The organism is Streptomyces sp. NPDC040622, from assembly GCF_055593965.1.
Genome location: NZ_JBVIXD010000003.1, coordinates 547,393 through 570,470, shown reverse-complemented (window position 1 = coordinate 570,470; position 23,078 = coordinate 547,393). Strand labels below are relative to the sequence as shown.

Annotated in this window: 26 protein-coding genes; 12 read left to right on the top strand and 14 right to left on the bottom strand. The window is 69.6% G+C overall.

The window, feature by feature from the left end:
* The first annotated feature begins 44 nt into the window (after positions 1–44).
* On the top strand, positions 45–527 hold the full coding sequence (locus ACZ592_RS10985) for an NUDIX domain-containing protein (protein WP_471581202.1): 483 nt from the start codon (positions 45–47) through the stop codon (positions 525–527).
* A gap of 8 nt (positions 528–535) precedes the next feature.
* Here ACZ592_RS10985 and ACZ592_RS10980 read toward each other — a convergent pair whose 3' ends face one another.
* Positions 536–2,095, bottom strand: a complete 1,560-nt coding sequence (locus ACZ592_RS10980; protein WP_471581201.1) for a globin domain-containing protein — start codon at positions 2,093–2,095, stop codon at positions 536–538.
* Positions 2,096–2,466: 371 nt separating this feature from the next.
* Positions 2,467–3,099, bottom strand: coding sequence for an HAD family hydrolase (locus ACZ592_RS10975; protein WP_471581200.1), 633 nt, complete (start codon positions 3,097–3,099; stop codon positions 2,467–2,469).
* A 76-nt stretch (positions 3,100–3,175) separates the two neighbouring features.
* On the opposite strand from ACZ592_RS10975, the gene ACZ592_RS10970 reads away from it, so the two are divergent.
* Positions 3,176–3,742 carry a DUF2269 domain-containing protein gene (locus ACZ592_RS10970; protein ID WP_471581199.1) on the top strand — a complete coding sequence of 189 codons (567 nt, stop codon included), beginning with the start codon at positions 3,176–3,178 and terminating at the stop codon, positions 3,740–3,742.
* 5 nt (positions 3,743–3,747) lie between these two features.
* Positions 3,748–4,617, top strand: a complete 870-nt coding sequence (locus ACZ592_RS10965) for a GNAT family N-acetyltransferase (protein ID WP_471581198.1) — start codon at positions 3,748–3,750, stop codon at positions 4,615–4,617.
* A 133-nt stretch (positions 4,618–4,750) separates the two neighbouring features.
* Here ACZ592_RS10965 and ACZ592_RS10960 read toward each other — a convergent pair whose 3' ends face one another.
* Both ACZ592_RS10960 and ACZ592_RS10955 read right to left on the bottom strand, forming a co-directional pair.
* Positions 4,751–5,179: a GlcG/HbpS family heme-binding protein gene (locus ACZ592_RS10960; RefSeq protein WP_471581197.1), complete on the bottom strand. Its 429-nt coding sequence runs from the start codon at positions 5,177–5,179 to the stop codon at positions 4,751–4,753.
* A gap of 58 nt (positions 5,180–5,237) precedes the next feature.
* Positions 5,238–6,446, bottom strand: coding sequence for an MFS transporter (locus ACZ592_RS10955; RefSeq protein WP_471581196.1), 1,209 nt, complete (start codon positions 6,444–6,446; stop codon positions 5,238–5,240).
* 139 nt (positions 6,447–6,585) lie between these two features.
* Between ACZ592_RS10955 and ACZ592_RS10950 the strand changes: the two genes are divergently transcribed.
* Together ACZ592_RS10950 and ACZ592_RS10945 are read left to right on the top strand one after the other, a co-directional pair.
* The gene (locus ACZ592_RS10950; protein ID WP_471581195.1) at positions 6,586–7,044 is read left to right on the top strand and encodes a MarR family winged helix-turn-helix transcriptional regulator; all 459 of its coding nucleotides are present in this window, start codon (positions 6,586–6,588) and stop codon (positions 7,042–7,044) included.
* A 169-nt stretch (positions 7,045–7,213) separates the two neighbouring features.
* The gene (locus ACZ592_RS10945) at positions 7,214–7,666 is read left to right on the top strand and encodes a GNAT family N-acetyltransferase (RefSeq protein WP_471581194.1); all 453 of its coding nucleotides are present in this window, start codon (positions 7,214–7,216) and stop codon (positions 7,664–7,666) included.
* A gap of 171 nt (positions 7,667–7,837) precedes the next feature.
* Here ACZ592_RS10945 and ACZ592_RS10940 read toward each other — a convergent pair whose 3' ends face one another.
* The 3 genes from ACZ592_RS10940 to ACZ592_RS10930 all read right to left on the bottom strand — a co-directional run bounded on the left by ACZ592_RS10940 (position 7,838) and on the right by ACZ592_RS10930 (position 10,411).
* Complete coding sequence (locus ACZ592_RS10940) at positions 7,838–9,214, bottom strand: serine hydrolase domain-containing protein (protein WP_471581193.1); 1,377 nt, start codon at positions 9,212–9,214, stop codon at positions 7,838–7,840.
* A gap of 63 nt (positions 9,215–9,277) precedes the next feature.
* Positions 9,278–9,793 (bottom strand): carboxymuconolactone decarboxylase family protein, encoded by a 516-nt coding sequence (locus tag ACZ592_RS10935; protein ID WP_471581192.1) that lies wholly within the window; start codon positions 9,791–9,793, stop codon positions 9,278–9,280.
* A 60-nt stretch (positions 9,794–9,853) separates the two neighbouring features.
* Positions 9,854–10,411 carry a MerR family transcriptional regulator gene (locus ACZ592_RS10930; protein WP_471581191.1) on the bottom strand — a complete coding sequence of 186 codons (558 nt, stop codon included), beginning with the start codon at positions 10,409–10,411 and terminating at the stop codon, positions 9,854–9,856.
* A gap of 78 nt (positions 10,412–10,489) precedes the next feature.
* Here ACZ592_RS10930 and ACZ592_RS10925 point away from each other — a divergent pair, with 78 nt between their 5' ends.
* Complete coding sequence (locus tag ACZ592_RS10925) at positions 10,490–11,443, top strand: SDR family NAD(P)-dependent oxidoreductase (protein ID WP_471581190.1); 954 nt, start codon at positions 10,490–10,492, stop codon at positions 11,441–11,443.
* A gap of 7 nt (positions 11,444–11,450) precedes the next feature.
* Here ACZ592_RS10925 and ACZ592_RS10920 read toward each other — a convergent pair whose 3' ends face one another.
* On the bottom strand, positions 11,451–11,945 hold the full coding sequence (locus ACZ592_RS10920) for a MarR family winged helix-turn-helix transcriptional regulator (protein ID WP_471581189.1): 495 nt from the start codon (positions 11,943–11,945) through the stop codon (positions 11,451–11,453).
* Between the two features lie 134 nt (positions 11,946–12,079).
* On the opposite strand from ACZ592_RS10920, the gene ACZ592_RS10915 reads away from it, so the two are divergent.
* On the top strand, positions 12,080–12,829 hold the full coding sequence (locus ACZ592_RS10915) for a dienelactone hydrolase family protein (RefSeq protein ID WP_471581188.1): 750 nt from the start codon (positions 12,080–12,082) through the stop codon (positions 12,827–12,829).
* Positions 12,830–12,950: 121 nt separating this feature from the next.
* Here the strand turns inward: ACZ592_RS10915 and ACZ592_RS10910 are convergent, their stop codons facing one another.
* A complete protein-coding gene (locus ACZ592_RS10910) occupies positions 12,951–13,592 on the bottom strand; it encodes a TetR/AcrR family transcriptional regulator (RefSeq protein WP_471581187.1) in 642 nt (213 codons plus the stop codon).
* Between the two features lie 71 nt (positions 13,593–13,663).
* On the opposite strand from ACZ592_RS10910, the gene ACZ592_RS10905 reads away from it, so the two are divergent.
* Positions 13,664–14,593 (top strand): NADP-dependent oxidoreductase, encoded by a 930-nt coding sequence (locus ACZ592_RS10905; RefSeq protein WP_471581186.1) that lies wholly within the window; start codon positions 13,664–13,666, stop codon positions 14,591–14,593.
* Between the two features lie 136 nt (positions 14,594–14,729).
* Here ACZ592_RS10905 and dnaB read toward each other — a convergent pair whose 3' ends face one another.
* On the bottom strand, positions 14,730–16,205 hold the full coding sequence (gene dnaB, locus ACZ592_RS10900; RefSeq protein ID WP_471581185.1) for a replicative DNA helicase: 1,476 nt from the start codon (positions 16,203–16,205) through the stop codon (positions 14,730–14,732).
* A 460-nt stretch (positions 16,206–16,665) separates the two neighbouring features.
* Between dnaB and ACZ592_RS10895 the strand changes: the two genes are divergently transcribed.
* Positions 16,666–18,003 carry an MATE family efflux transporter gene (locus ACZ592_RS10895; protein WP_471581184.1) on the top strand — a complete coding sequence of 446 codons (1,338 nt, stop codon included), beginning with the start codon at positions 16,666–16,668 and terminating at the stop codon, positions 18,001–18,003.
* Between the two features lie 230 nt (positions 18,004–18,233).
* Here ACZ592_RS10895 and rplI read toward each other — a convergent pair whose 3' ends face one another.
* The 4 genes from rplI to rpsF all read right to left on the bottom strand — a co-directional run bounded on the left by rplI (position 18,234) and on the right by rpsF (position 19,985).
* Positions 18,234–18,680 carry a 50S ribosomal protein L9 gene (rplI, locus tag ACZ592_RS10890; RefSeq protein WP_359352905.1) on the bottom strand — a complete coding sequence of 149 codons (447 nt, stop codon included), beginning with the start codon at positions 18,678–18,680 and terminating at the stop codon, positions 18,234–18,236.
* Between the two features lie 18 nt (positions 18,681–18,698).
* The gene (gene rpsR / locus ACZ592_RS10885) at positions 18,699–18,935 is read right to left on the bottom strand and encodes a 30S ribosomal protein S18 (RefSeq protein WP_003949403.1); all 237 of its coding nucleotides are present in this window, start codon (positions 18,933–18,935) and stop codon (positions 18,699–18,701) included.
* Positions 18,936–19,010: 75 nt separating this feature from the next.
* A complete protein-coding gene (locus ACZ592_RS10880; RefSeq protein WP_471581183.1) occupies positions 19,011–19,616 on the bottom strand; it encodes a single-stranded DNA-binding protein in 606 nt (201 codons plus the stop codon).
* A 78-nt stretch (positions 19,617–19,694) separates the two neighbouring features.
* Entirely contained in the window at positions 19,695–19,985 is a 291-nt protein-coding gene (gene rpsF, locus ACZ592_RS10875) for a 30S ribosomal protein S6 (RefSeq protein ID WP_016644628.1), read from the bottom strand.
* 266 nt (positions 19,986–20,251) lie between these two features.
* Here rpsF and ACZ592_RS10870 point away from each other — a divergent pair, with 266 nt between their 5' ends.
* The 3 genes from ACZ592_RS10870 to ACZ592_RS10860 all read left to right on the top strand — a co-directional run bounded on the left by ACZ592_RS10870 (position 20,252) and on the right by ACZ592_RS10860 (position 22,933).
* Positions 20,252–20,566 (top strand): hypothetical protein, encoded by a 315-nt coding sequence (locus ACZ592_RS10870; protein ID WP_471581182.1) that lies wholly within the window; start codon positions 20,252–20,254, stop codon positions 20,564–20,566.
* A 147-nt stretch (positions 20,567–20,713) separates the two neighbouring features.
* Positions 20,714–21,835 (top strand): lipid II:glycine glycyltransferase FemX, encoded by a 1,122-nt coding sequence (locus ACZ592_RS10865; protein WP_471581181.1) that lies wholly within the window; start codon positions 20,714–20,716, stop codon positions 21,833–21,835.
* A gap of 66 nt (positions 21,836–21,901) precedes the next feature.
* Positions 21,902–22,933 carry an alanine racemase gene (locus ACZ592_RS10860; RefSeq protein ID WP_471581180.1) on the top strand — a complete coding sequence of 344 codons (1,032 nt, stop codon included), beginning with the start codon at positions 21,902–21,904 and terminating at the stop codon, positions 22,931–22,933.
* Positions 22,934–23,078 lie beyond the last annotated feature (145 nt).

The window sequence follows — 23,078 nt, the reverse complement described above, 5'->3', positions numbered from 1 at the left end:
GTTCGCGATGTTTCACGTGGAACAGTCCGGGCCACATTTCCCCCATGACCGTCCGACCCGTGGTCAAGCGCACCGCACGCGCCGTCCTGCTGGACGGAGACGACCTGATCCTGATCAAGCGCACGAAACCAGGGGTCGATCCGTACTGGATCACCCCCGGCGGCGGCGTGGAGGCAGAGGACGCCTCTGTCGTCGACGCACTCCATCGCGAGGTCCACGAAGAACTCGGCGCCAAGATCATCGACGTCGTTCCCTGCTTCGTCGACACCGTGGAGCACATCGGTGAGGACGGCGGCGCGACCGGCGTGAAGGTGCAGCACTTCTTCGTCTGCCGTCTGGAGTCCATGGACACCGGCCAGCGGCACGGCCCCGAGATCGAGGAGCCGTGCGGCGAGTACGAGATCGTGCACGTGCCCTTCACGCGGGTGGGCATCGCATCGGTGCATCTCGTGCCGCTGTCGCTGCGGCACTATCTGGACGGCAACATCGAGGGTGTGCGCGCGATGCACGCCCCCGATCTCGGTTAGTCCGCCACCTAGTCCGCCACCGCCATCAGTTCCTCGACTGAATCGTGGCGGATCCGGCCCTCCGGGATGCCGATGTCCCGCAGGGCGTCCACTCCGTTGCGGATCATGCCGGGCGGGCCGGAGAGGTACGCGTCGTACTCGTTCCACGGGCCGTACTCGCGCACAGCGTCCGGCAGTTGCGCCCGCTGGTCGACGACCGGACGGACGGAAAGCCACGGGTGGGACTGCTGCAGCCGCAGCATCGTGTCGATGTCGTACAGGTCGTGATCGGTGCGGGCGCCGTAGAACACCTCGACCGGGCGCCGTCTGCCGTGTTCGGCGACATCCTCGACCAGGGCCTTGATGGGCGCGATGCCCGTGCCGCCGCCCAGACAGAGCAGCCCGCTGTCGGTGGTGTGGTCGACGGTCATCGAACCGGCGGGCGGGCCGAGGCGCAGGACGTCACCGGGGCGGGCGTGGTGCACCAAGGCGTTGGAGACCCAGCCGGCCGGCACGGCCTTGACGTGGAAGGACAGCAGGCCGTCGGAGCGGGGCGCCGACGCGAAGGAGTAGTGCCGCCAGATCCGCGGCCACCAAGGCGTCTCCAGGCTGGTGTACTGCCCGGCGAGGAAGGGGTACGGCTGGTCGGGACGGACCGTGACGACCGCTATGTCCGAGGTCCTGAGGTCGTGCGAGACGACCTCGGCGAACCACCAGGCGGGAGCGCGCAGTTCGTCCTCCGCGGCCGCGTCGATCATGACCTGGGAGATCGTCGTGTACGTCCGCACCCAGGCGGCCTCGGTCTCGTCGTCCCAGACCGCACTCGCGTACCGGCTCAGTGACCCGATGAGGCACTCGCCGACCGCGGGATAGTGCTCGGGCTGCGTGCCGTACTTCCGATGCCCGCGCCCGAGGTTCTTCAGGTACGAGACGAGGACGGCGGTGTTGTCGATGTGCTCGGCCGCGGTCAGCAGCGCCTTGAGGAGCCGGTCCCGCTGGGTGTCCATCGCCGCGGGGAACAAGGGGCGCAGATCCGGGTGCCGGGTGAAGAGCAGCGCGTAGAAGTACGAGGTGACCTTGTCGGCGACGGGTGCGATTTCGGCCATCGTGCGCTGCACGAGGACCGCGTCGGGGGAGGCCGGCCTCGATGGCCGCGCCTCCGCGGTGCGGTGCGGTGACGACACGGGCGGGGACGAGGCAGGCGGGGCCTGGGGAGCCGGGGCGTGAGAAGCCTCGGGCCGCGGGGCCTGGGGCTGGGGGGCCTGGGGCTGGGAGGCCACGGACTGAGCGGCCTCGGGCCGCGAGGTCCGGGCCTCAGGTATCCGGGCCTGCCCCTCAGACGGCGCTGACGGGCCGGACGGGGCAGTCCTGCCCGCTGAAGCGGTCGCGGCGGCAGCCGCGGGTATTCGCTCGTCCGTCGGCTCCGTGGCGGGCGCGGGCTCAGTGGAGCTGTCAGGGTGCTGCCGCTCCCCGTCCTCCTGCTGCTTCGGCGCCTTGCGCGGGGTGAACCAGCCTCCTCCGTCGCCAGAAGTGCCGTCGTCCGCCGACGTGGTGGTCGGAGCGTCCATGCTGTGCCTCGCCTCGAACATCTCTCGGTCGGTCTGCGCACTTCCTGCTGGAAGCTGCTTGCTGTCCCCGCTCTGCCTCGATGGCCCTATCCGGCCACATTGAACCTCGGATTGCCGGACCCTACGGACAAGTAGGTCCAGAATGTGACATTGGCCGCAGTCATCTCACCGCAGCATCCCATTCCCCCCGGCCACGCCGGCCGCATAACAAGAAGTACGGGTTCTGGATCACTTCGCCCCGTTAGGCTTCTTCGGCCTGCGTGCGCGCCCCCCAGGGTGCGAAGAGGCGCACCCGGCACGAACAGTGATCGACCATACCGGCAGCCGCCGAACACACAAGTCCCTCTCCCCTTTGCCTGGAATTCAACGGATCCGCCTGCCAATTACCTCAATTACCGGTCGTGCCGGACCAATTCGTACGCCTTCCGCAGGTCCCGCCCGACATAAGAGTGGGTGGCGAGGCTCACCAGCCGTTGATCGGCATTGACCGCCACCGAAACGGGCACCGCGCCGAACAAGTCCAGGTCGGAAAGCGAGTCGCCGTACGCTACGCAGTCGCTCCAGCCCACCCCGAACTCTTCACAGAGCCGGTTCGCGATCTTCACCTTGGCCGCCGCGTTGAGAATGCCCGTCAGATCGATGGGCTCGGTGAACGGCACGGCAGGGAAACGCGACCCGTGCGCGGCATGCGCACCCCACTCGATGAGCCGCTCCACGAAGAACGACGGCGAGAGGGACACCACCGCGCAGTAGTCCCCGTCCTCCCGGATCTCGGCCCAGGTCTCCCTGATGCCGGAGAGCCAGGGAGCCCCGTCAAAGGCCGCGGTCACCTGCGCGTCCGTGAGCTCCGCCCACAGGGCGTGCACGCGGACCGCGTACTCCGGTGAGGAGAGGTGTCCCGCCACGAAGTCCCGCTCGAGCTCGGCGATCTCCAAGTCCAGGCCGAGCTGCCTCGATATCAACACGGGCGCCGCCGTGCCGTGCAGCAGCGTCCCGTCCAAGTCGAAGAGGTGTAGGCGTGCCATGTACGCCGAGGCTAGTACCCACGGTTACTCCCGCTGTCAGACGCCCCCGACTTCTCCGCTTGGCACCGTGTTTCACGTGAAACTCAGCCGCCCCGCTCGTCGGGCCACCCTCGTCCTCCACGTAGTCGGATCAGCCGGCTGGCTCGGTCTCACCCTGGGGCTGCTCGCTCTCGCCCTGACCGCGATCACGACCGAATCCCCCGCCGCCGTCGAAGCCTCGGTCCGCTCGATGAAGATTTTCACGGACTGGCTCGTGCTCCCACTCGCGCTGCTCACGCTGGTGAGCGGCGTGCTGCTGTCCCTGGGCACCGCGTGGGGGATCGCACGGCATCGCTGGGTCTACACAAAGTTCTGGCTGACCCTGATCACCACTGCCGCCTCGGCCTTCGCCCTGCGGCCCGGGGTCACCGACACGGCCGCGAGCGTGGTGGCCGGCCACCCGGTGGCGGACCCGACCGGCCTGATCGCCGGGCCGATCGTCTCGCTCAGCGCCTATCTCTTCATGACGATCCTGTCGGTGCTCAAGCCCTGGGGACTCACCCGCCGCGGTCAGAAGCAACGCGGTCAGCGGGGACGTGGCCAAAAGCAACGTGCTTCTGCCCACAAACGGCTGGACGCCGAGGACGTACGTCAGACAGCCTGACCCGCGTGTCGACACCTTCACTCTCCGCACTGCCCATCCGCCGACTGACCCCCCGCGATCTGCGGGCCTGCGCCGATCTCTCCGAGGACCGGGGCTGGCCGCGTGAGGAACACAAGTGGGGCCTGCTGCTGTCGGCCGGAACGGGCTACGGCATCGATGATCCCGACGGCAGCGGCCTCATCGGCGCCTATGTGGTGACCCAGTACGGCCCTTACCAGCGCCCCGCTCTCGCGGCGATCGGCATGGTCCTCGTCGCCGAGCGGTACGCGCGCCGGGGCGTCGGCTGCCGACTGATGCGGCATGCCGTCGACGAGGCGGCCGCCACCCCGATCACTCTCCACGCCACCCCGAACGGCCGCCCTCTTTACGAAGAGCTCGGATTCAAGGTGATCGGCCGGGCCGAGATGGTCATGGGCCGCTTCACCCCGTCGGGTCCGCTGCCCGGCATCGCCACCCGGGCTGCCACCGCGGAGGACCTGCCCGCCATCCTCCGGCTCGACACCGAGGTCTTCGGCCAGGACCGCATGCACGTGATCACCCGGCTGCCCGCCTTCACCGACCAGCTCCGGGTGGCGGAGGCCGACGGCGAGATCGTCGGCTACGCGGGCGCCTGGCCGAACATGGCGACCCATGTCGTCGGCCCGCTCATCGCCCGGGACACCGAGACCGCGAAGGCACTCATCGCCTCGCTCGGCGCCGGCACCGACCGCCCTCTGCGCACCGACATCGACGTACGGCACGAAGAGCTGCTGGCGTGGGTGAAGGCGAGCGGCCTGGAGCCCATCGCCTTCAACGCCGTGATGGCGTACGGGACTCCGGAGCTGCCCGGTGACTGGACCCGCCGCTTCGCGCCGCTGACGGTCGCCGCCGGCTGACCCGACCGACGCCGCGCGGACACGACGCGACACGCACGCGAAAAGGCCCGCCCTCCGGATTCCCCGGGGGCGGGCCTTTCCCGTACGCGCTGATCTCCTACGCGCTGAGTACGCGTACGTCTGCCGTCGTGCCTTACGCGAGGGCCTCCACGGCCGCCGTCGCGAAGCCGTGGTCCTGCTCGGGTGCACCGCCGCCGACACCGACGGCACCGATCAGCCGCCCGTCGCGGTGGACCGGTACCCCGCCCGCGATGAAGAGCAGGGGGCGGTCGAGGGCGGTGGGCAGGGTGTGGAAGAGGCCGCCGGGCTGGACCGCGTCAACGAGGTCGGCGGTCGGGGCGTTCAGCTGGAGAGCGGTGTACGCCTTGCGGGTGCTGGTCTCGCCGGAGATCAGCACGGCGCGGTCGTCGCGCCGGAAGGCGAGGAGGTGCCCGCCCGCGTCGAGGACGGTGACGCTGACCGTGACATCGGCCGCCTCGGCGGCATGGCGGGCCGCGGCGACGAGTGCCTCGGCGTCCTCGATGGTCAGCGGGGCGACGGCGGTGGCGGTGGTGGCGCTCATGAGGGGTTTTCTCCTTGTGGGGTGGTGCTGGTGATTCAGGGGAGGATGGGGGCGGGGGTCAGTGGTGGGCGGGCATCGGCTGCTCGACCGGCGTCGCGCGCGTCACGACCAGGCTGGGGGTGCCGGAGCGGCGCTCCAGGGCGGCCGAGACGAGGGCCAGGACTAGGGCGGAGGCGGCCAGTACGGCGCCGACCCAGTTCGGGGCCGTGTAGCCGAGGCCGGCGGAGATGACGATCCCGCCGAGCCACGCCGACAGCGCGTTGCCCAGGTTGAAGGCGCCGATGTTGACCGCGGATGCGAGCGTCGGGGCGCCGGAGGCGTAGTCCAGGACGCGCTTCTGCAGCGGCGGCACGGTCGCGAAGCCCAGGGCGCCGATCAGCAGGACGGTCACGGCGGCCGCGATCTTGTTGTGCGCGGTGAGGGTGAACAGGCCGAGCACCAGGGCGAGGGAGCCCAGGGCCACGTAGAGCATCGGCATCAGCGCCCGGTCCGCGAACCGTCCCCCGACGAGGTTGCCGCCGACCATGCCGAGCCCGAAGAGGACGAGCAGCCAGGTGACGGACGAGTCCGCGTAGCCGGCGACGTCCGTCATCATCGGCGTGATGTAGGTGATGGCCGCGAAGACACCGCCGAAGCCGAGGACCGTCATCGCCATGGCGAGCAGCACCTGGACGTTGCGGAAGGCGCCGATCTCGTCGCGAAGCCGTACGCCTTCGGGCTTGGGCAGGTCCGGGACGAGCTTGGCGATCCCGGCGAGGCCGAGGACGCCGAGCGCGGCGACGATCACGAAGGTGATCCGCCAGCCGATGGCCTGTCCGACGAGTGTGCCGAGCGGGACACCGACGACGTTGGCCACCGTGAGGCCCGAGAACATCATGGCGATGGCCCCCGCCTTCTTCTCGGGAGCGACCAGCTCGGCCGCGACGACCGAGCCGATGCCGAAGAAGGCACCGTGGGCGAGTGAGGCCACGATGCGGCCGGCAAGCATCACGCCGAAGGCCGGGGCCACGGCGGAGAGCAGGTTGCCGACGACGAAGAGCCCCATCAGCAGCATCAGCATCCGCTTGCGCGGAATCCGGGTGCCGAGGGCGGTCATCAGGGGAGCACCGAGCACGACGCCGAGGGCGTAGCCGGTCACGAGGAAGCCGGCCGTGGGGATGGAGACGCCGAAGTCACCCGCGACCTCGGGAAGCAGTCCCATGATCACGAACTCGGTGGTCCCGATCCCGAAGGCCCCGATCGCGAGGGCCAGTAGCGCGAGAGGCATGGTTCTACCTTCCAGACGATTGCAGGTGCGCTTAACGTGCGTCCACAATAGTTGCACACGCGGGCTACTTGCAACCGCCGGATATTGCATCGGTGGACTATCCTGGGTGCAGCCGCTCCGGGACGGAGGAACAAGAGCCATGACAGCGACAGACCCCGCACTCACCGCGCTCGCCCAAAGCTGGTGCGCCCTCTCCCTGCTCCACGGGAAGATCGAGGCCCGCGTCGAGCGTGCCCTGCAGGCCAAGCACGGCCTGAGCGTGCGGGAGTACAGCCTTCTCGACGTCCTCAACCGCCAGCACGACGGCGAGGGCGGTCATCTGCAGATGAAGCAGGTCGCCGATGCCGTGGTGCTGAGCCAGAGCGCGACCACGCGCCTGGTGACCCGCCTCGAGGAGCGCGGCCTGCTGTCCCGCTACCTGTGCCCCACCGACCGCCGCGGCATCTACACGGACGTCAGCGAGACCGGCGCGGCACTGCTCGCCGAGGCGCGCCCCACCAACGACGCGGCGCTGCGCGAGGCACTCGACGAGGCCGCACAGAGCCCGGAGCTCGCCCCACTGGTCAAGGCCGTCGAGACCCTGCGCGTGCCTGCGTAGGGCGTAGTAGGCACGGCGGTCGGCGGTCCTGTGGTGTGCGGGCAGCGCTGTCCACACACAGCCACGCGTTCCCTGGCCTCTCTCACGCGGCGACCGCGCACCGACGCGGGCTGCTCGGCCTGCGCGGTGGATGCGCGCCCACGCGGCCCGGCTCGCATAGCCTGCGGCCATGGGAGATCTTGAAATACGCCCCGCCGTCGCCGCCGATCTGGCCGCCATCGTGGGCATGCTCGCCGACGATCCGCTGGGCGCCGCGCGCGAGTCGCCGGACGACCTCGCGCCCTATGCCACGGCGTTCGAGCGGTTGGCCGACGACCCGAACCAGCAGTTGGTCGTCGCGGTGCGCGAGGGACACGTCGTCGGCACGCTCCAGCTCACGATCGTCCCTGGCCTCTCCCGGAAGGGCGCCACCAGGTCGATCATCGAGGGCGTACGTGTCCACGCCGCCGAGCGCGGCAGCGGGCTCGGCACACGGTTCATCGAGTGGGCCGTCGACGAATCCCGCCGCCAGAACTGCCAGTTGGTGCAGCTGACCTCCGACGCCGGCCGCACCGACGCCCACCGCTTCTACGAGCGGCTCGGGTTCACCGCGTCACACGTGGGCTTCAAGCTGCAGCTCTGAGGCCGCTGTGAAGCCGCTCGGAGGCCGCTGAGTCCATGGCTCCCGACCGATGAGGGCTGTTTCACGTGAAACAAGCGCGTGAAACAGCCACTCACGGGCGCAGTCCTCTCACGGAAGCAGCTCTGGCCGCCTCACGACACGGCCGCCCCCGTCTCACCGCACAGACGGACGCTAGAAGCCGCGCCACCCCTGCGGGTCCACCCCGCCCGGCACCGGCACCCCTTCGTCGTACGGCTTGCGGGTGAAGACGAACGAGCCCAGGTCGAGATGGCTCACCGAACCGTCCGCCCGCCGCACCGCCCGCAGCGGCTCTCCCGCGTAGTAGCCGTTGAGCCCGGTCCAGGTGCCGTCACCGTTGGAGCGGAATCGGGCCTGGCGCCCGGCGCCGGACAGCGGGCCCAGCTCGACGCCGCCGTCGGCCGCCAGACGGAGTACGACCACCTGGGTCCCCCAGTACCAGGGCCCCGCCAACTCCAGGACTTCCTGGTCGACTTCGGGGAGCGGGCGCCACGGCTCGGGGATGCGCGGCTCGGCCTCCGTCACGATCCTCACCAGGTCCACCGCCAGCGCCCCCACCGCCGGCCCCGAGGTGCAGTTGGCGAGCGCGGCCGCGGCCACGCCGTCCACCTCGCTCACCCACAGCCCGGCCACGAAGCCCGGCAGCGAGCCCCCGTGTCCGACCAGGCTGCCCTTCGACCACCGGATCAGCTCCACTCCCAGGCCGTAGACCCGGTCCCATTCCCCCACCTGCGCCGGCGCCGACGGCGTCCTCATCTCCCGCACGGATTCCGCGCCGAGGACCCGGTCGTCGCCCTTCACCAGGAAGGACGCGAAGCGCACCAGGTCCGCGGTCGTGGACCACAGCTGACCGGCCGGAGCCATCAGCCCCAGATCCTCGACGAGCTCCGGCATCATCACGTCCGCCCAGGGATGGACGGCCCAGCCGCCCGCGTGCGGAGCCTGCGGCTGCGCGCTCGTGCGGTTCAGCCCCAGCGGCTCCAGCACCTCACGACGCAGGACCTCGTCCCACGGGGCGCCCCGCAACGCCTCCACCAGCGAACCGAGCACCGTGTAGCCGGGGTTCGAGTAGTGGAAGCGCCGACCGACGGGGTGCCTGAAGGGCTGCTCGCCCAGGACGTCGACGAGCTCGGGGCGGGTCGTTCCCGGGGTGCGCTCCCACCACTCGCCCGGGGTCTCGGCCGCCAATCCACCGGTGTGTGAGAGCAGTTCGGCGATCGTGGCCTCCCCCGCGCCGGTGCCCGGCAGGTGCTTCTCCAGCGGGTCGCCCAGGTCCAGCAGCCCCTCGTCGCGGAGCCGCATCACCAGGACGGCGGTGAAGGTCTTGGTGATCGAACCGATGCGGTACTGGACGTTCTCGTCCGGCTCGTGCCCGTCCACCATGCTGCGGCCACCGCTCCACACCAACTCCCCGTCCCGGGCCACCGCGGCGACCAGCGAGGGGGCCCGGCCCTCCGTCTGAGCGGTGGCGATGCGGTGCAGCAGGGCTCGTCGGGTGGAGGGGAGCAGTTCTTCACGGGGTGTCGTCATGGGACCAGTTCACCTGCCGGACGCCCGGTGCGTCGAGCGAATTCGACCGGTGATCGACGACGGTCACGAAGCCTCCGGGCCACCCTGCGGGCCGCGCCCGTCATGCACCGCGCGATCAGGCCCCCAGGGCTGTGAGCCCGCGATGCGCCGTGTGGTGACGTTGATCCGGTTGATCATGTTGGCAACGCCGATGGCGAGGACGAGGGCCGCCAACTCCTGCTCCGTGTAGTGCCGTGCGGCCTCGTCCCAGATCGCGTCCGGCACCGGATCGGTACGGTCGGCGAGCCGCGTGGCGGCCTCGGCGAGGGCGAGTGCGGAGCGTTCCGCGTCGGAGAAGCAGGGCGTGTACCGCCAGGCGGCCACCGTGGAGATCTGCTCGTCGGTGGCGCCCGCGACCGCCGCGCTGCGCACGCTGCCGTCCACACCGACGCTGCACCCGTTGATCTGGCTCACGCGCAGCTGCACCAGCTCGACCGTGGTCTGGGGCAGGCCGTGCGTCCTGGCGACCTTGGACAGGATCAGCACGGTCCTCATGGCCTCAGGGATGATCACGGCGGGGTGCTGCATACGCGCCTGCATGAGTGTTCTCCTCAAGCGTCTGCCCGGCGCCGCTGTCAGCAGGGGCGTCGTGGTGGTCCGTCACTGCACCGACGAATCGCGACGCGGGAGTGTGAGTGGCGCGGCATGTGAGTGGTGCCAGAGACCGACGGCCGTCCCGTCACGCAGATGCCGCTCATAGGTGACGACCTTGCCGTGGATGACCTCCAGGCAGGCGTTGAGGCCGTCGATCTTCGCGCGTACGTCACGCTCGTGCTCTTGAAGCAGCGCGAGGCGCTCCGGCTCGTTGCCGGGGCCGGAACGGACGAGCGCCGCGAACCTCCTGACCGTGGCGATCGGCATGCCGGAGTCCCGCAGCCGGCCGCACAGCAGCAGCCAGTCCACGTCCGCCTGTGCGTAGACCCGGCGGCCTCCGCCGGAGCGTGGGATCTCCCGCGGGAAGAGCCCTTCCCGCTCGAAGAACCGCAGCGCGTGCACGCTCAGACCGGTCGCCTCGGCGACCTTCCCTATGGACAGGCCGACCGCGTCCTTGCCGGGCGGCAGCCCCGAGTTCCCCTCGTCCGGTCCTCCCGCACCCACGTCGGGCACCGCTGGCGCACCCGCGTCGACCTGACCACCCGTCCCCGTTCCCTCGCTCATGCCATGACCGTACCGATGTCTCGACCTCGCGACCGATGCCTTGACCTAGCGCTCGCTCTAGCTTTTAGCGTCGCGGACATGATCACCGAACAGCAGAAGCTCGGCACCGGATTCGACGCCCGCAGCACGGCCGACGACGTCCTCGACGGCATCGACCTGACAGGCACCACGGCCCTGATCACCGGCGGGTACTCCGGCCTGGGGCTCGCGGCCACCCGCGCTCTGGCCCGCGCGGGCGCGCACGTCGTCGTCCCCGCCCGCCGCCCCGACACCGCCGAGGTCGCCCTGCGCGGCATCCCCGGCACGGAGGTGCACGCCCTCGACCTCGCCGATCCGGACAGCGTCCGCGTCTTCGCCGATCGCTTCCTCGACACCGGTCGCTCCCTCGGCATCCTCATCAACGGGGCGGGCGTGATGGCCTGCCCGGAGACCAGTGTCGGCCCGGGCTGGGAAGCCCACTTCGGCGTCAACCACCTCGGCCACTTCGCCCTGACCCACCGCCTGCGGCCCGCCTTCGACCCTGCGGGGGCGCGCGTCGTGTCCGTCGCCTCCTCGGGACACTTCCTGTCCGACATCCGCTGGGACGACCTCCACTTCCGCACCGGCTACGACCGCTGGCTGGCGTACGCCCAGTCCAAGACCGCCAACGCGCTGTTCGCCCTGCACCTCGACCGCCTCGGCGCCGGCCGTGGCCTGCACGCCTTCGCCGTACACCCGGGCAGCATCCTCACTCCGCTGCAGCGCCACATTCCCCGTACGGAGTGGCTCGCGCAGGGCTGGGTGACACCGGACGGCACGCCTGCCGACGGCTTCAAGTCCCCGGAGCAGGGCGCGGCGACAGCCGTGTGGGCGGCGACCTCGCCCGCGCTGGACGGCCGCGGAGGGGAGTACTGCCAGGACTGCGACATCGCGGAACCGGCCACCACCGACGACATGCTGATCGGCGGGGTCAAGCCCTGGGCCGTCGACCCCGCGGCGGCATCCCGGCTCTGGGACCTCTCCTGCGAACTCACCGGGCTCAGTGCGTTCTGAGCCCTTGTCAGCCCGGGGTGTGGTGGTCCAGCAGGCACGTGAGCAACCGTACGAACTCGTCGCGTTCGGCCGGACTCAGCGGCGCGAGCAGTTCGTCGTGGAGGTCGTCCAGAACCCCGTCGAGAAAGCGCAGGCGGCGGCGGCCGTCGGCGGAGATGGTGATGATGTTGCGGCGCCGGTCGTCGGGGTCCTGTGCCCGTTCGACCAAGCCGTGCTCGGCCAGTTCGTTGAGTACGCCGACCATGTCGCTGCGGTAGATGCCGGAGCGTCCGCTCAGCTCCGCCTGGCTGGCCGGCCCGTGTTCCTCCAGTGAGGCGAGCACGGCGTAGTGCCACTTGCGGGCGTCGTCCCGCGCCAGCCCCTCGGTGATCAGCCGGTCCGACCGCACGGTCAGCTGCGACAGCAGCCTGCTCGCGCGCCGCCGCAGCCGGTCGGGCGCCCCGCGCCCGCTGGCGTCGGTCACGCCGTCATCGGGCATGTCCACGGCTTCGGCTCTGGTCATGGCGCCCATCCTACTCATTGCGTTAGTCCCACTAACGATGTACGTTCACTCGCGCGGAAACGTTAGCGAGACAAACGTTTGTCGAGTGAACTCGAGTGAGCTCGAAAGACGAGCCACTCCACGAAAGGGAGAACTTGCCCACCAAGACACTGCGGATACCCACCGCCGACGGCCAGGCCGACGCCTTCGCCGCCCTTCCCGACCGCGCCGGGCGGCACCCCGGCGTCCTGCTGTACACGGACGTCTTCGGGGTGCGGCCCGAGTTGGAGGCGAGGGCCCGCGAGCTGGCCGGACACGGGTACTACGTGCTCGCCCCCAACGTCTACTACCGGCACGGCCCGGCGCCGGTGATCGAACTCCCCGAGCACATCGGAGCGGAGATACGACCCGCGGTCGTCGACCGGCTGATGCCCCTGGTCCAGGCGCACACCGTCGACCGCGTCCTGCGCGACGCCGACGCCTACCTGCGCTTCCTCACCGCCCAGCCGGAGGTCGTCGCTGGACCGGTCGCCACGATCGGCTACTGCATGGGCGCCGTCCTGGCGCTGCGCACCGCCGCGGCCCACCCCGATCACGTGGCCGCCGTCGCCGGATTCCACCCCGGCAACCTGGTGACCGACACGCCCGACAGCCCGCACCGCCTCGCCTGCGAGCTCACCGCACAGGTCCACCTCGGCCACGCCGCACACGACATGACGCCCGAGTCCCTCGGCGAACTCGACCGGGCCCTGGCCGCCGCGGGGGTCGACTTCACCTCCGAGGTCTACCCCGACACCCTCCACGGCTTCACCATGTCCGACACCGACGCCTTCAGCCCCGCCGCGCTGCAGCGCCACTGGGACCGCCTGCTCCCCCTCCTCGACCGAGCCCTGGCCAACGACTGAGGCTCCGGCTCCGTAAACGGAACCGACCCTGCAGTACCGCAGACAACCAGGGAGCCCTGCACTGCGCAGGGCTCCCTGGTCTGCTCAACGGGTCACGCAGGCGAAGACCGCGACCAGTTCCTCACACCTGACGAGCAGGAGTAGGGGCGGCCGCAGGGGCAGGGGCAGGGGCAGGGGCGGCCGCAGGAGCAGGGCCTGCGGCCCCCCATGCCGCCTCGATCATCCGGAAGATCTCGTTCACCGCGCCCTCGGGATCGGCCTCCTCGCGGGCCAGCGAATAGGCGTCGATCACGAACCGCGCGAGGGTCCGGCACGCCGTCTCGCTCTGCGGCAGCCCGGGATCGGCAGCGATGACCGTCGCCAGCGACTCCGCATGGCGCAGCCTCATCGACTCCTCGTACTTCCGGAGCGCGGGCGACTCATCGATCATGCGCCAGATCGGGGCGGCGCTGTCCGCCGTGCAGTGCCGCACCAGGGCCTGGATCTCGCCGCGCAACGCGGGGAGGAGTGACTCGTCCGGCGCCCGGCCGGTGACCGCCCGCGCAAGCCGGTGCTCGAAGTCCTCGTCCTGCTCGAACACCAGAGCCTCTTTCGAGGCGAAGTGAGAGAAGAGCGTGGTGACGGCCACATCAGCCTCGGCGGCCACGTCACGAATCCCCACCGCGTCGTACCCGCGCTCCAGGAAGAGCCGCAGGGCGGCGTCGGCGATCTTCTGGCGCGTCAGAGCCTTCTTGCGCTCACGGCGTCCGGTCGACACGGTCATGCCTCAGACACTATCAAGTGTGAAACCCTAACTGTTTTTAAACACTAACCGTTAGTGCTACGGTCGGCCGCATGAAGAAAGTGAGCTTCGCCGAGTTCGGCGGCCCGGACGTTCTGCACCTCATCGATGCCGAGGAGCCCCACGCGGGCCCCGGCCGAATACGCGTCGCCGTACGGGCGGCGGGCGTGAACCCCGTGGACTGGAGGGTCCGCGAAGGCCAGATCCTCACGGCCCATCCGCTCGAGCTGCCCGCCGGAGTCGGCCTGGACGCCGCGGGAGTGGTGGACGAGGTCGGCAAGGGCGTCGAAGGGGTCGAGATCGGCGACCACGTGTTCGGTGAAGGCTCCAGCACCTACGCCGAATTCGCCGTGCTGTCGGCCTGGACCCGGATGCCGGAGGGCCTGACGTTCGAAGAGGCCGCCGGCTACCCCTCCGTGGTGGAGACGGCCCTGCGCCTGATCCGCGAGGTCGGAGTGCGCCCCGGGCAGACACTGCTGGTCAGCGGCGCGTCCGGGGGCGTCGGATCGGCGGTGCTGCAGATCGCTCGCGACCGCGGCATCGCGGTGATCGGCACCGCAGGCGCAGCGAACCAGGACTACCTGCGCGGTCTGGGCGCCGTCGCCACGACGTACGGCGAGGGGTGGGTCGAGCGGGTGCGGCAGCTCGGTGAGGTCGACGCGGCTCTCGACCTGGCCGGCTCGGGCGTGATCCGCGAGCTCGTCGAACTGACCGGCGCCCCGCAGAAGGTGATCTCCATCGCCGACCTCGACGCGCCGAAGCTCGGCGTCCGGTTCTCCGGCGTGGCCGGGAGCGTACCGGCCGCGCTCGCCGAGGCCGCCGCGCTCATCTCCCGGGGGCGGCTCCACATCCCCGTCGAGAAGTCGTACACCCTCGCCGAGGCCGCGGCGGCGCACGTCGACAGCCAGGCCGGGCACACGCGCGGGCGCCGGGTCATCGTCGTCCAGCCGGGTCCCGCCCGGTCGCACGGCCAGACCGGGTGAGTCTCTCGGCGGCGGCGGTGCCCGTGGCTGCCGCCGCCAGGTCTCCCCGCCGAAAGGCACTCCGAAAGGCACTTCGAGAGTCCGCCCGCGGCGAGTTCCACCGACCGTGGACGGATCCGTCACCTACACCGGACGATCAGGTCTGCGCCATGTCCACGAAGCGCGAGTAGTGGCCCTGGAAGGCGACCGTGATCGTCGCCGTCGGGCCGTTACGGTGCTTGCCCACGATGATGTCCGCCTCGCCCGCACGAGGTGACTCCTTCTCGTACGCGTCCTCGCGGTGCAGCAGGATCACCATGTCCGCGTCCTGCTCGATCGATCCGGATTCACGCAGGTCGGAGACCATAGGCTTCTTGTCAGTGCGCTGCTCGGGGCCACGGTTCAGCTGGGAGAGCGCGATCACCGGCAGCTCCAGCTCCTTGGCAAGGAGCTTCAGGTTTCGCGACATGTCCGAGACTTCCTGCTGGCGGCTCTCGGACCGCTTGGAACCGCCCGACTGCATCAGCTGCAGATAGTCGATGACCACGAGCTTCAGGTCGTTGCGCTGCTTGAGGCGGCGGCACTTGGCGCGGATCTCCATCATCGACAGGTTCGGGGAGTCGTCGATGTAGAGCGGGGCAGCCGAGACGTCGGGCATGCGCCGGGCGAGACGGGTCCAGTCCTCGTCGGTCATCGTGCCGGACCGCATGTGGTGCAGTGCCACGCGCGCCTCGGCGGACAGCAGACGCATCGCGATCTCGTTGCGCCCCATTTCGAGCGAGAAGATCACGCTCGGCATGTTGTGTTTGATCGAACAAGCTCGCGCGAAGTCGAGCGCCAGCGTCGACTTACCCATGGCGGGACGGGCCGCGATGATGATCATCTGGCCGGGGTGCAGTCCGTTGGTGAGCTGGTCGAGGTCGGTGAAGCCGGTCGGCACACCGGTCATCTCCCCCGACCGCGAACCGATCGCCTCGATCTCGTCGAGGGCGCCCTCCATGATGTCGCCGAGCGGCAGGTAGTCCTCGGTGGTGCGCTGCTCGGTGACCGCGTAGATCTCGGCCTGGGCACTGTTGACGATCTCGTCCACGTCGCCGTCGGCCGCGTATCCCATCTGGGTGATGCGCGTGCCGGCCTCGACGAGGCGGCGCAGGACGGCACGCTCGTGGACGATCTCCGCGTAGTACTCGGCGTTCGCCGCGGTCGGGACCGTCTGGACCAGCGTGTGCAGATACGATGCGCCGCCGACCTTGGTGATCTCGCCTCGCTTGGTGAGCTCGGCCGCCACGGTGATCGGGTCGGCCGGCTCGCCCTTCGCGTACAGGTCGAGGATCGAGGCGTAGATCGTCTCGTGCGCGGGCCGGTAGAAGTCGTGGCCCTTGAGGACCTCGACGACGTCGGCGATGGCGTCCTTGGAGAGCAGCATGCCGCCGAGCACCGACTGCTCCGCGTCGAGGTCCTGCGGGGGGACGCGCTCGAACGACGTGCCTCCGCCGTCCCAGCCGCCCTCACGACCGCGCTCGTGCTGCTCGTCGCGGCCCCGGCCTCCGTCGCGGCGCTGACGGGAGACGGGCAGACGGTCACTGGGACCGCTGTCGGCCCAGGGGTCGTCCAAAGGCTCGGAGATACTCACCGGGCCACCTCCTCCCGTCCGCCGTGCGGACCTCGCCGTGCCCCTCTTTCCTACGGCACGACACTGACAAATAAGCGGGCCCAACTCCGGTTCTGACGCGTCGGTTTTTCGGGGTTTCCGAGGTCGTACGACGAGGCGGGCGCCGGTCCACGGTAGGCCTGTGGGCACCGTCAGCCAATCTGGTTATCCACAGGCGGTGTGGATGACGGGCCCGATGCTGTGGAGAACCCCGCCAAACCTGTGCACGGCCCGGTGGACAGGCCTGTGAACAAGCCCTCAGGCCATTCAGGAAAGTAGCTCTGACCTGCGCATTTGCCGTCCACGGGCTGTGCAGAAGAAAAACTTCCCCAGTCGGACCAAGATCCCCGCAAACGGCGCGTGACGGAGCGTTCAAGAAGAGGCCGAGTAAGGGTCTAAATAACATTGCATCTCTTACCTGTGGAAGATTAGATTGGTGTCCATGACACAGGCTCCCGCGGCGCCCAAGGCCGCTCGGCGAAAGCATGACCGAGAGATCATCGCGCTCGCCGTCCCCGCCTTCGGCGCGTTGGTCGCCGAGCCCCTCTTCGTCCTGGCCGACAGCGCGATCGTCGGGCATCTCGGCACGGCACAACTCGCCGGCCTCGGCGTCGCCTCCGCCCTCCTCACCACCGCGGTGAGCATCTTCGTCTTCCTCGCGTACGCCACCACGGCCGCCGTCGCCCGCCGGGTGGGCGCGGGCGACATACAGGCGGCCATCCGCCAGGGCATGGACGGCATCTGGCTCGCGCTGCTCCTCGGCGCCGCCGTCATCGTGGTCGTCCTGCCCACCGCACCCGCCCTCGTCGAGCTCTTCGGCGCATCGGACACCGCGGCGCCCTACGCCACCACGTATCTGCGCATCTCCTCGCTCGGCATCCCGGCCATGCTCGTCGTGCTCGCCTCCACCGGTGTGCTGCGCGGACTGCAGGACACCAAGACCCCGCTGTACGTCGCGATCGGCGGCTTCGTCGCCAACGGCGTCCTCAACGTCGGCCTGGTCTACGGCGCGGACCTCGGCATCGCCGGCTCCGCCTGGGGCACCGTCCTCGCCCAGTTCGGCATGGCCGCCGTCTACCTCTTCGTCGTCGTACGCGGCGCCAAACGACACGGCGCCTCGCTGCGTCCCGATGCCGCCGGGATCCGGGCCTGCGCACAAGCCGGTGCGCCGCTCCTGGTCCGCACGCTCTCGTTGCGGGCCATCCTGATGATCGCGACCGCCGTCGCCGCCCGGCTCGGCGACTCCGACGTGGCCGCCCACCAGATCGTTCTTTCCCTGTGGAGTTTGCTGGCCTTCGCCCTCGACGCCATCGCCATCGCGGGGCAAGCGATCATCGGACGCTATCTGGGCGCCGACGATCCGGACGGCGCACGCGCCGTCTGCCGTCGAATGGTGCAGTGGGGCATCGCCTCGGGTGTCGCGCTCGGTCTGCTGGTCGTCCTCGCGCGGCCGCTGTTCATCCCGCTCTTCACCAGCGACGCCACCGTCCAGGCCGCGGCACTCCCCGCCCTCGTGGTGGTGGCCCTCGCCCAGCCGATCTGCGGCATCGTCTTCGTGCTCGACGGCGTCCTGATGGGCGCGGGTGACGGACCGTACCTGGCCTGGGCCATGATCGTCACGCTGGCGGCCTTCACCCCCGTCGCCCTCCTCGTGCCGACGTTCGGCGGTGGCCTGACCGCCGTGTGGGGAGCGATGACGCTGATGATGGCGGTCCGGATGGTGACCCTGTGGCTGCGCTCCCGCTCCGGCCGCTGGATCGTCACCGGAGCCACACGCTGAGCGCTTCGCACCGCTCCATGCAGGGCGATGTTTCACGTGGAACGCCGTTTCACGTGAAGCGCCGTTTCACGGAGCGAAGTGGCGTGGCGTGGGGCGAGCGAGGTGACGTGGGGCGAGGTGACGTGGCGTGCGGCGGTTTCACGTGAAACCGCCCCGCCCCGCTCAGCACGTTGGGCCGCACCCCAAGGGGTACGGCCCAACGATTGCTTCAGCTCTGCCAAGCGCAGTGCTTAGGCGGAGACGACCTCGACGTTGACCTTGGCGGCAACCTCGGGGTGCAGACGCACGGACGTCGCGTGGGCGCCCAGCGTCTTGATCGGCGCGCCCAGCTCGACACGGCGCTTGTCGACCTTCGGACCACCGGCGGCCTCGATCGCCGAAGCGACGTCGGCCGGGGTGACGGAACCGAAGAGACGACCGGCGTCGCCGGAGCGGACGGCCAGACGGACCTTGACGCCCTCGAGCTGGGCCTTGATCTCGTTGGCCTGCTCGATGGTCGCGATCTCGTGGATCTTGCGAGCACGACGGATCTGCTCGACGTCCTTCTCGCCACCCTTGGTCCAGCGGATCGCGAAGTTCCGCGGGATCAGGTAGTTGCGGGCGTAGCCGTCCTTGACGTCTACGACCTCGCCGGCGGCGCCGAGGCCGGAGACCTCGTGGGTGAGGATGATCTTCATTTTTCGGTCACCCTTCCCTTATCGCGCGGTGGACGTGTAGGGCAGCAGCGCCATCTCACGGCTGTTCTTCACGGCCGTGGCGACGTCACGCTGGTGCTGCGTGCAGTTGCCGGTCACGCGGCGGGCACGGATCTTGCCGCGGTCGGAAATGAACTTCCGCAGCATGTTCGTGTCCTTGTAGTCCACGTACGTGACCTTGTCCTTGCAGAAAGCGCAGACCTTCTTCTTCGGCTTGCGCACAGGCGGCTTCGCCATGGTGTATCTCCTGTGTGATCAAGAAGTGTGGGTACGGACCCACCCCTCGACCCTGGGCCCGAAGGCCCTGAGGGCTTAGAAGGGGGGCTCGTCCGAGTAGCCGCCACCGGAGCCGCCGGAGCTTCCGCCCCAGCCGCCACCGCCGCCGCCCTGCTGCTGACCGCCGCCGGCCGGCGCACCGGTCGCCCAGGGGTCGTCGGCGGGAGCACCGCCGCCACCCTGCTGCTGACCGCCACCGGAGCCACCGCCCCAGCCGCCGCCCTGCTGGCCGCCGCCACCGCCGCCGTAACCGCCCTGGCCGCCCTGGCCGCCTCGACCGGTGGTCTTGGTGACCTTGGCCGTGGCGTTCTTCAGGCTGGCGCCGACTTCCTCGACGTCCAGCTCGTAGACCGTGCGCTTGATGCCCTCACGGTCCTCGTAGGACCGCTGCTTCAGCCGGCCCTGCACGACGACGCGCATGCCTCGCTGGAGCGACTCCGCGACGTTCTCCGCCGCCTGACGCCAGACCGAGCAGGTCAGAAAGAGGCTCTCGCCGTCCTTCCACTCGTTCGTCTGACGGTCGAAGGTGCGGGGGGTGGACGCGACACGGAACTTCGCGACCGCCGCACCGGAGGGGGTGAAGCGCAGCTCGGGGTCGTCGACAAGATTGCCGACGACCGTGATGACGGTCTCGCCTGCCATGGGGGAACCTCTCGGCGGGTTTGCTGCTGGCTGCTTGTTGCTGCTACTCGATTCCCGGGTGCTGCTGAGCTAGAAAGCTCAGTGCATCTCGGGACGGAGGACCTTGGTCCGGAGGACCGACTCGTTCAGGTTCATCTGGCGGTCGAGCTCCTTGACGACCGCAGGCTCGGCCTGCAGGTCGATGACCGAGTAGATGCCCTCGGGCTTCTTCTTGATCTCGTACGAGAGACGACGACGGCCCCAGGTGTCGACCTTCTCGACCTTTCCGTTGCCCTCACGGACGACGGAGAGGAAGTTCTCGATCAGCGGGGAGACAGCGCGCTCCTCGAGATCGGGGTCGAGGATGACCATCACTTCGTAGTGACGCATGTGGAACCCACCTCCTTTGGACTCAGCGGCCACGGTCGTTCCGTGGCAGGAGGGTCGTGATGCGTACGCAACGGTATCGGCCGCCACTGACAATCGGCTCCCGCGAGCGGGGGCTCATGCTGTGGCCAGGGCAGACACCGGTGCAGACGGTACAGAGTACCCGCACCGAGGCTTCCGGTTGAAATCCGGCGCCGGGCGGGCAGAATCTGTACACATCGGGTGTCTATGGCGCTACGATGCGCCGCCTTCCGCAGGAGGTGCCTCTCATGGCACAAGCAATGCGACCGAACACCGCCACTTCTCTCTTCGCCACGGACGGCAAGTCCCATCCGCTCCAGGACACGCTGCTCGGCGTGACGCTGATCCTCGGGGCCATCGCCTTCGTGACCGCGATGTTCCACAGCCTCCATCTGATCAGTTCGTGGGCGGGCCTGGTCGGCATCGCCACCGGCGCATACGGCCAGTTCATCTCGGCGACGACCCGGGAGCGCTTCGGCCTGATCCTGGGGCTCGGCGCCTCGGCGGTCGGCTTCTTCCTGGGCATGGCGCACGGCGGACTCTTCGGCGGAATCGTCGGCTGACGGCCTCGCGGTACCCCGGTCGCACGAGCGGCCGGGGGCCTTAGTCCCGTACGCCCAGACGGGGCGCTCGCAGGGCGCAGTAGGCTTCGGCGCGAGAGCCGGAGCCCCTGTACCCATGGGGACACACCAGCCCGAGGAGCGCCCCGAATGAGTCTGACCCTGAGGACCATCAGTCGCGAGCAGCATCTGGCATATATCCAGACACTGCCGTCGGCAAGTCATTGCCAGGTCCCGGCATGGGCTGACGTGAAGAGCGAATGGCGCTCGGAGAACCTGGGCTGGTTCGACAACAGGACCGGCGAGCTGGTCGGTGTCGGCCTGGTTCTCTACCGTCAGCTGCCCAAGCTGAAGCGCTATCTCGCGTACCTGCCCGAGGGCCCGGTCATCAACTGGTACGCCCCCAACCTCGACGAGTGGCTGCAGCCGATGCTCGCGCATCTGAAGCAGCAGGGCGCCTTCTCCGTGAAGATGGGCCCGCCGGTCGTGATCCGCCGCTGGGACGCTCCGGCGATCAAGGCAGGCATCCAGAACCCGGACGTGAAGCGCCTTCGGGACACCGAGGCCACGCACATCGAGCCGCGTGCCTTCGAGGTCTCCGACCGGCTGCGCCGCATGGGCTGGCAGCAGGGCGAGGACGGCGGCGCCGGCTTCGGTGACGTGCAGCCCCGCTTCGTCTTCCAGGTGCCGCTGGCCAACCGCTCCCTGGACGAGGTCCAGAAGGGCTTCAACCAGCTGTGGCGGCGCAACATCAAGAAGGCCGAGAAGGCGGGCGTCGAGGTCGTCCAGGGCGGCTACCAGGACCTCGCCGAGTGGCAGCGTCTGTACGAGATCACCGCGGTGCGCGACAAGTTCCGCCCGCGGCCCCTCGGCTACTTCCAGCAGATGTGGCAGGCCCTCAACTCCGAGGACCCCAACCGCATGCGGCTGTACTTCGCGCGGCACAACGGCGTGAACCTGTCGGCCGCGACGATGCTCGTCGTCGGCGGGCACGTCTGGTACTCCTACGGCGCGTCGGACAACATCGGGCGCGAGGTCAGGCCCTCGAACGCGATGCAGTGGCGGATGCTGCGCGACGCGTACGCCATGGGTGCCACCGTCTATGACCTGCGTGGCATCTCCGACTCCCTGGACGAGACCGATCACCTCTTCGGTCTGATCCAGTTCAAGGTCGGCACCGGTGGCGAAGCCGCCGAGTACATCGGCGAGTGGGACTTCCCGCTCAACAAGCTGCTGCACAAGGCGCTCGACATCTACATGTCGCGCCGCTGATCCCGCACAATTTCCTTCCACACCTCTGATACACCGCAGACACGAGAAAGGTTCCGGGATCCAGCCATGGCGCTCACGCTCTATGTCGACACCGCGCGCTGGCGGGCACACCAGAAGCACTTGCTGGAGCAGTTCCCGGGCATCGTCCCGGTCTGCAAGGGCAACGGCTACGGCTTCGGCCACGAGCGCCTCGCCGAGGAAGCCACGCGCTTCGGCTCCGACGTCCTCGCCGTGGGCACCACCTACGAAGCCGCCCGGATCAAGGACTGGTTCAGCGGTGACCTGCTGGTCCTGACCCCGTTCCGGCGGGGCGAGGAGCCGGTGCCGCTGCCCGACCGCGTCATCCGTTCCGTGTCGTCGCTCGACGGCGTGCACGGTCTCGTGGGCGCCCGCGTCGTCATCGAGGTCATGTCCTCGATGAAGCGCCACGGCGTCAGCGAGCAGGAGCTTCCACAGCTGCACGCCGCCATCGAGGACGTACGCCTCGAGGGCTTCGCGATCCACCTGCCGCTGGACCGCACCGACGGCTCGGACGCCGTCGAGGAGGTCATCGGCTGGATGGACCGGCTGCGCGCGGCCCGCCTGCCGCTGCACACGATGTTCGTCAGCCACCTCAAGGCAGGCGAACTGGCCCGGCTGCAGCAGCAGTTCCCGCAGACGCGCTTTCGCGCGCGCATCGGTACGAACCTCTGGCTCGGCGACCACGAGGCCACCGAGTACCGCGGCGCCGTCCTCGACGTCACCGCCGTCGCGAAGGGCGACCGGTTCGGCTACCGCCAGCAGAAGGCCGCATCCGACGGCTGGCTGGTCGTGGTCGCCGGCGGCACCTCGCACGGCGTCGGCCTGGAGGCCCCGAAGGCCCTGCACGGCATGATGCCGCGGGCCAAGGGCGTGGCCCGTGCGGGTCTCGCGACCGTCAACCGCAACCTCTCGCCCTTCGTCTGGGCGGGCAAGCAGCGCTGGTTCGCGGAGCCGCCGCACATGCAGGTCTCGATCCTCTTCGTGCCCTCCGACGCGCCGGAGCCGAAGGTCGGCGAGGAGCTGGTGGCCCATCTGCGGCACACCACCACGCAGTTCGACCGGATGGTCGACCGCTGACGCGGATCGTCACAGCACGGAGGAGGGGGGGGGGGGAGGGGGGGGGGGGGGGGGGGGCCCCCCCCCCCCCCCCCAAAGTTCTGCCTGGGAGGCGAGCTCACGGGGACTCCGTATGCAAAGCATGACGCCCAACCCCCCCCCCCAA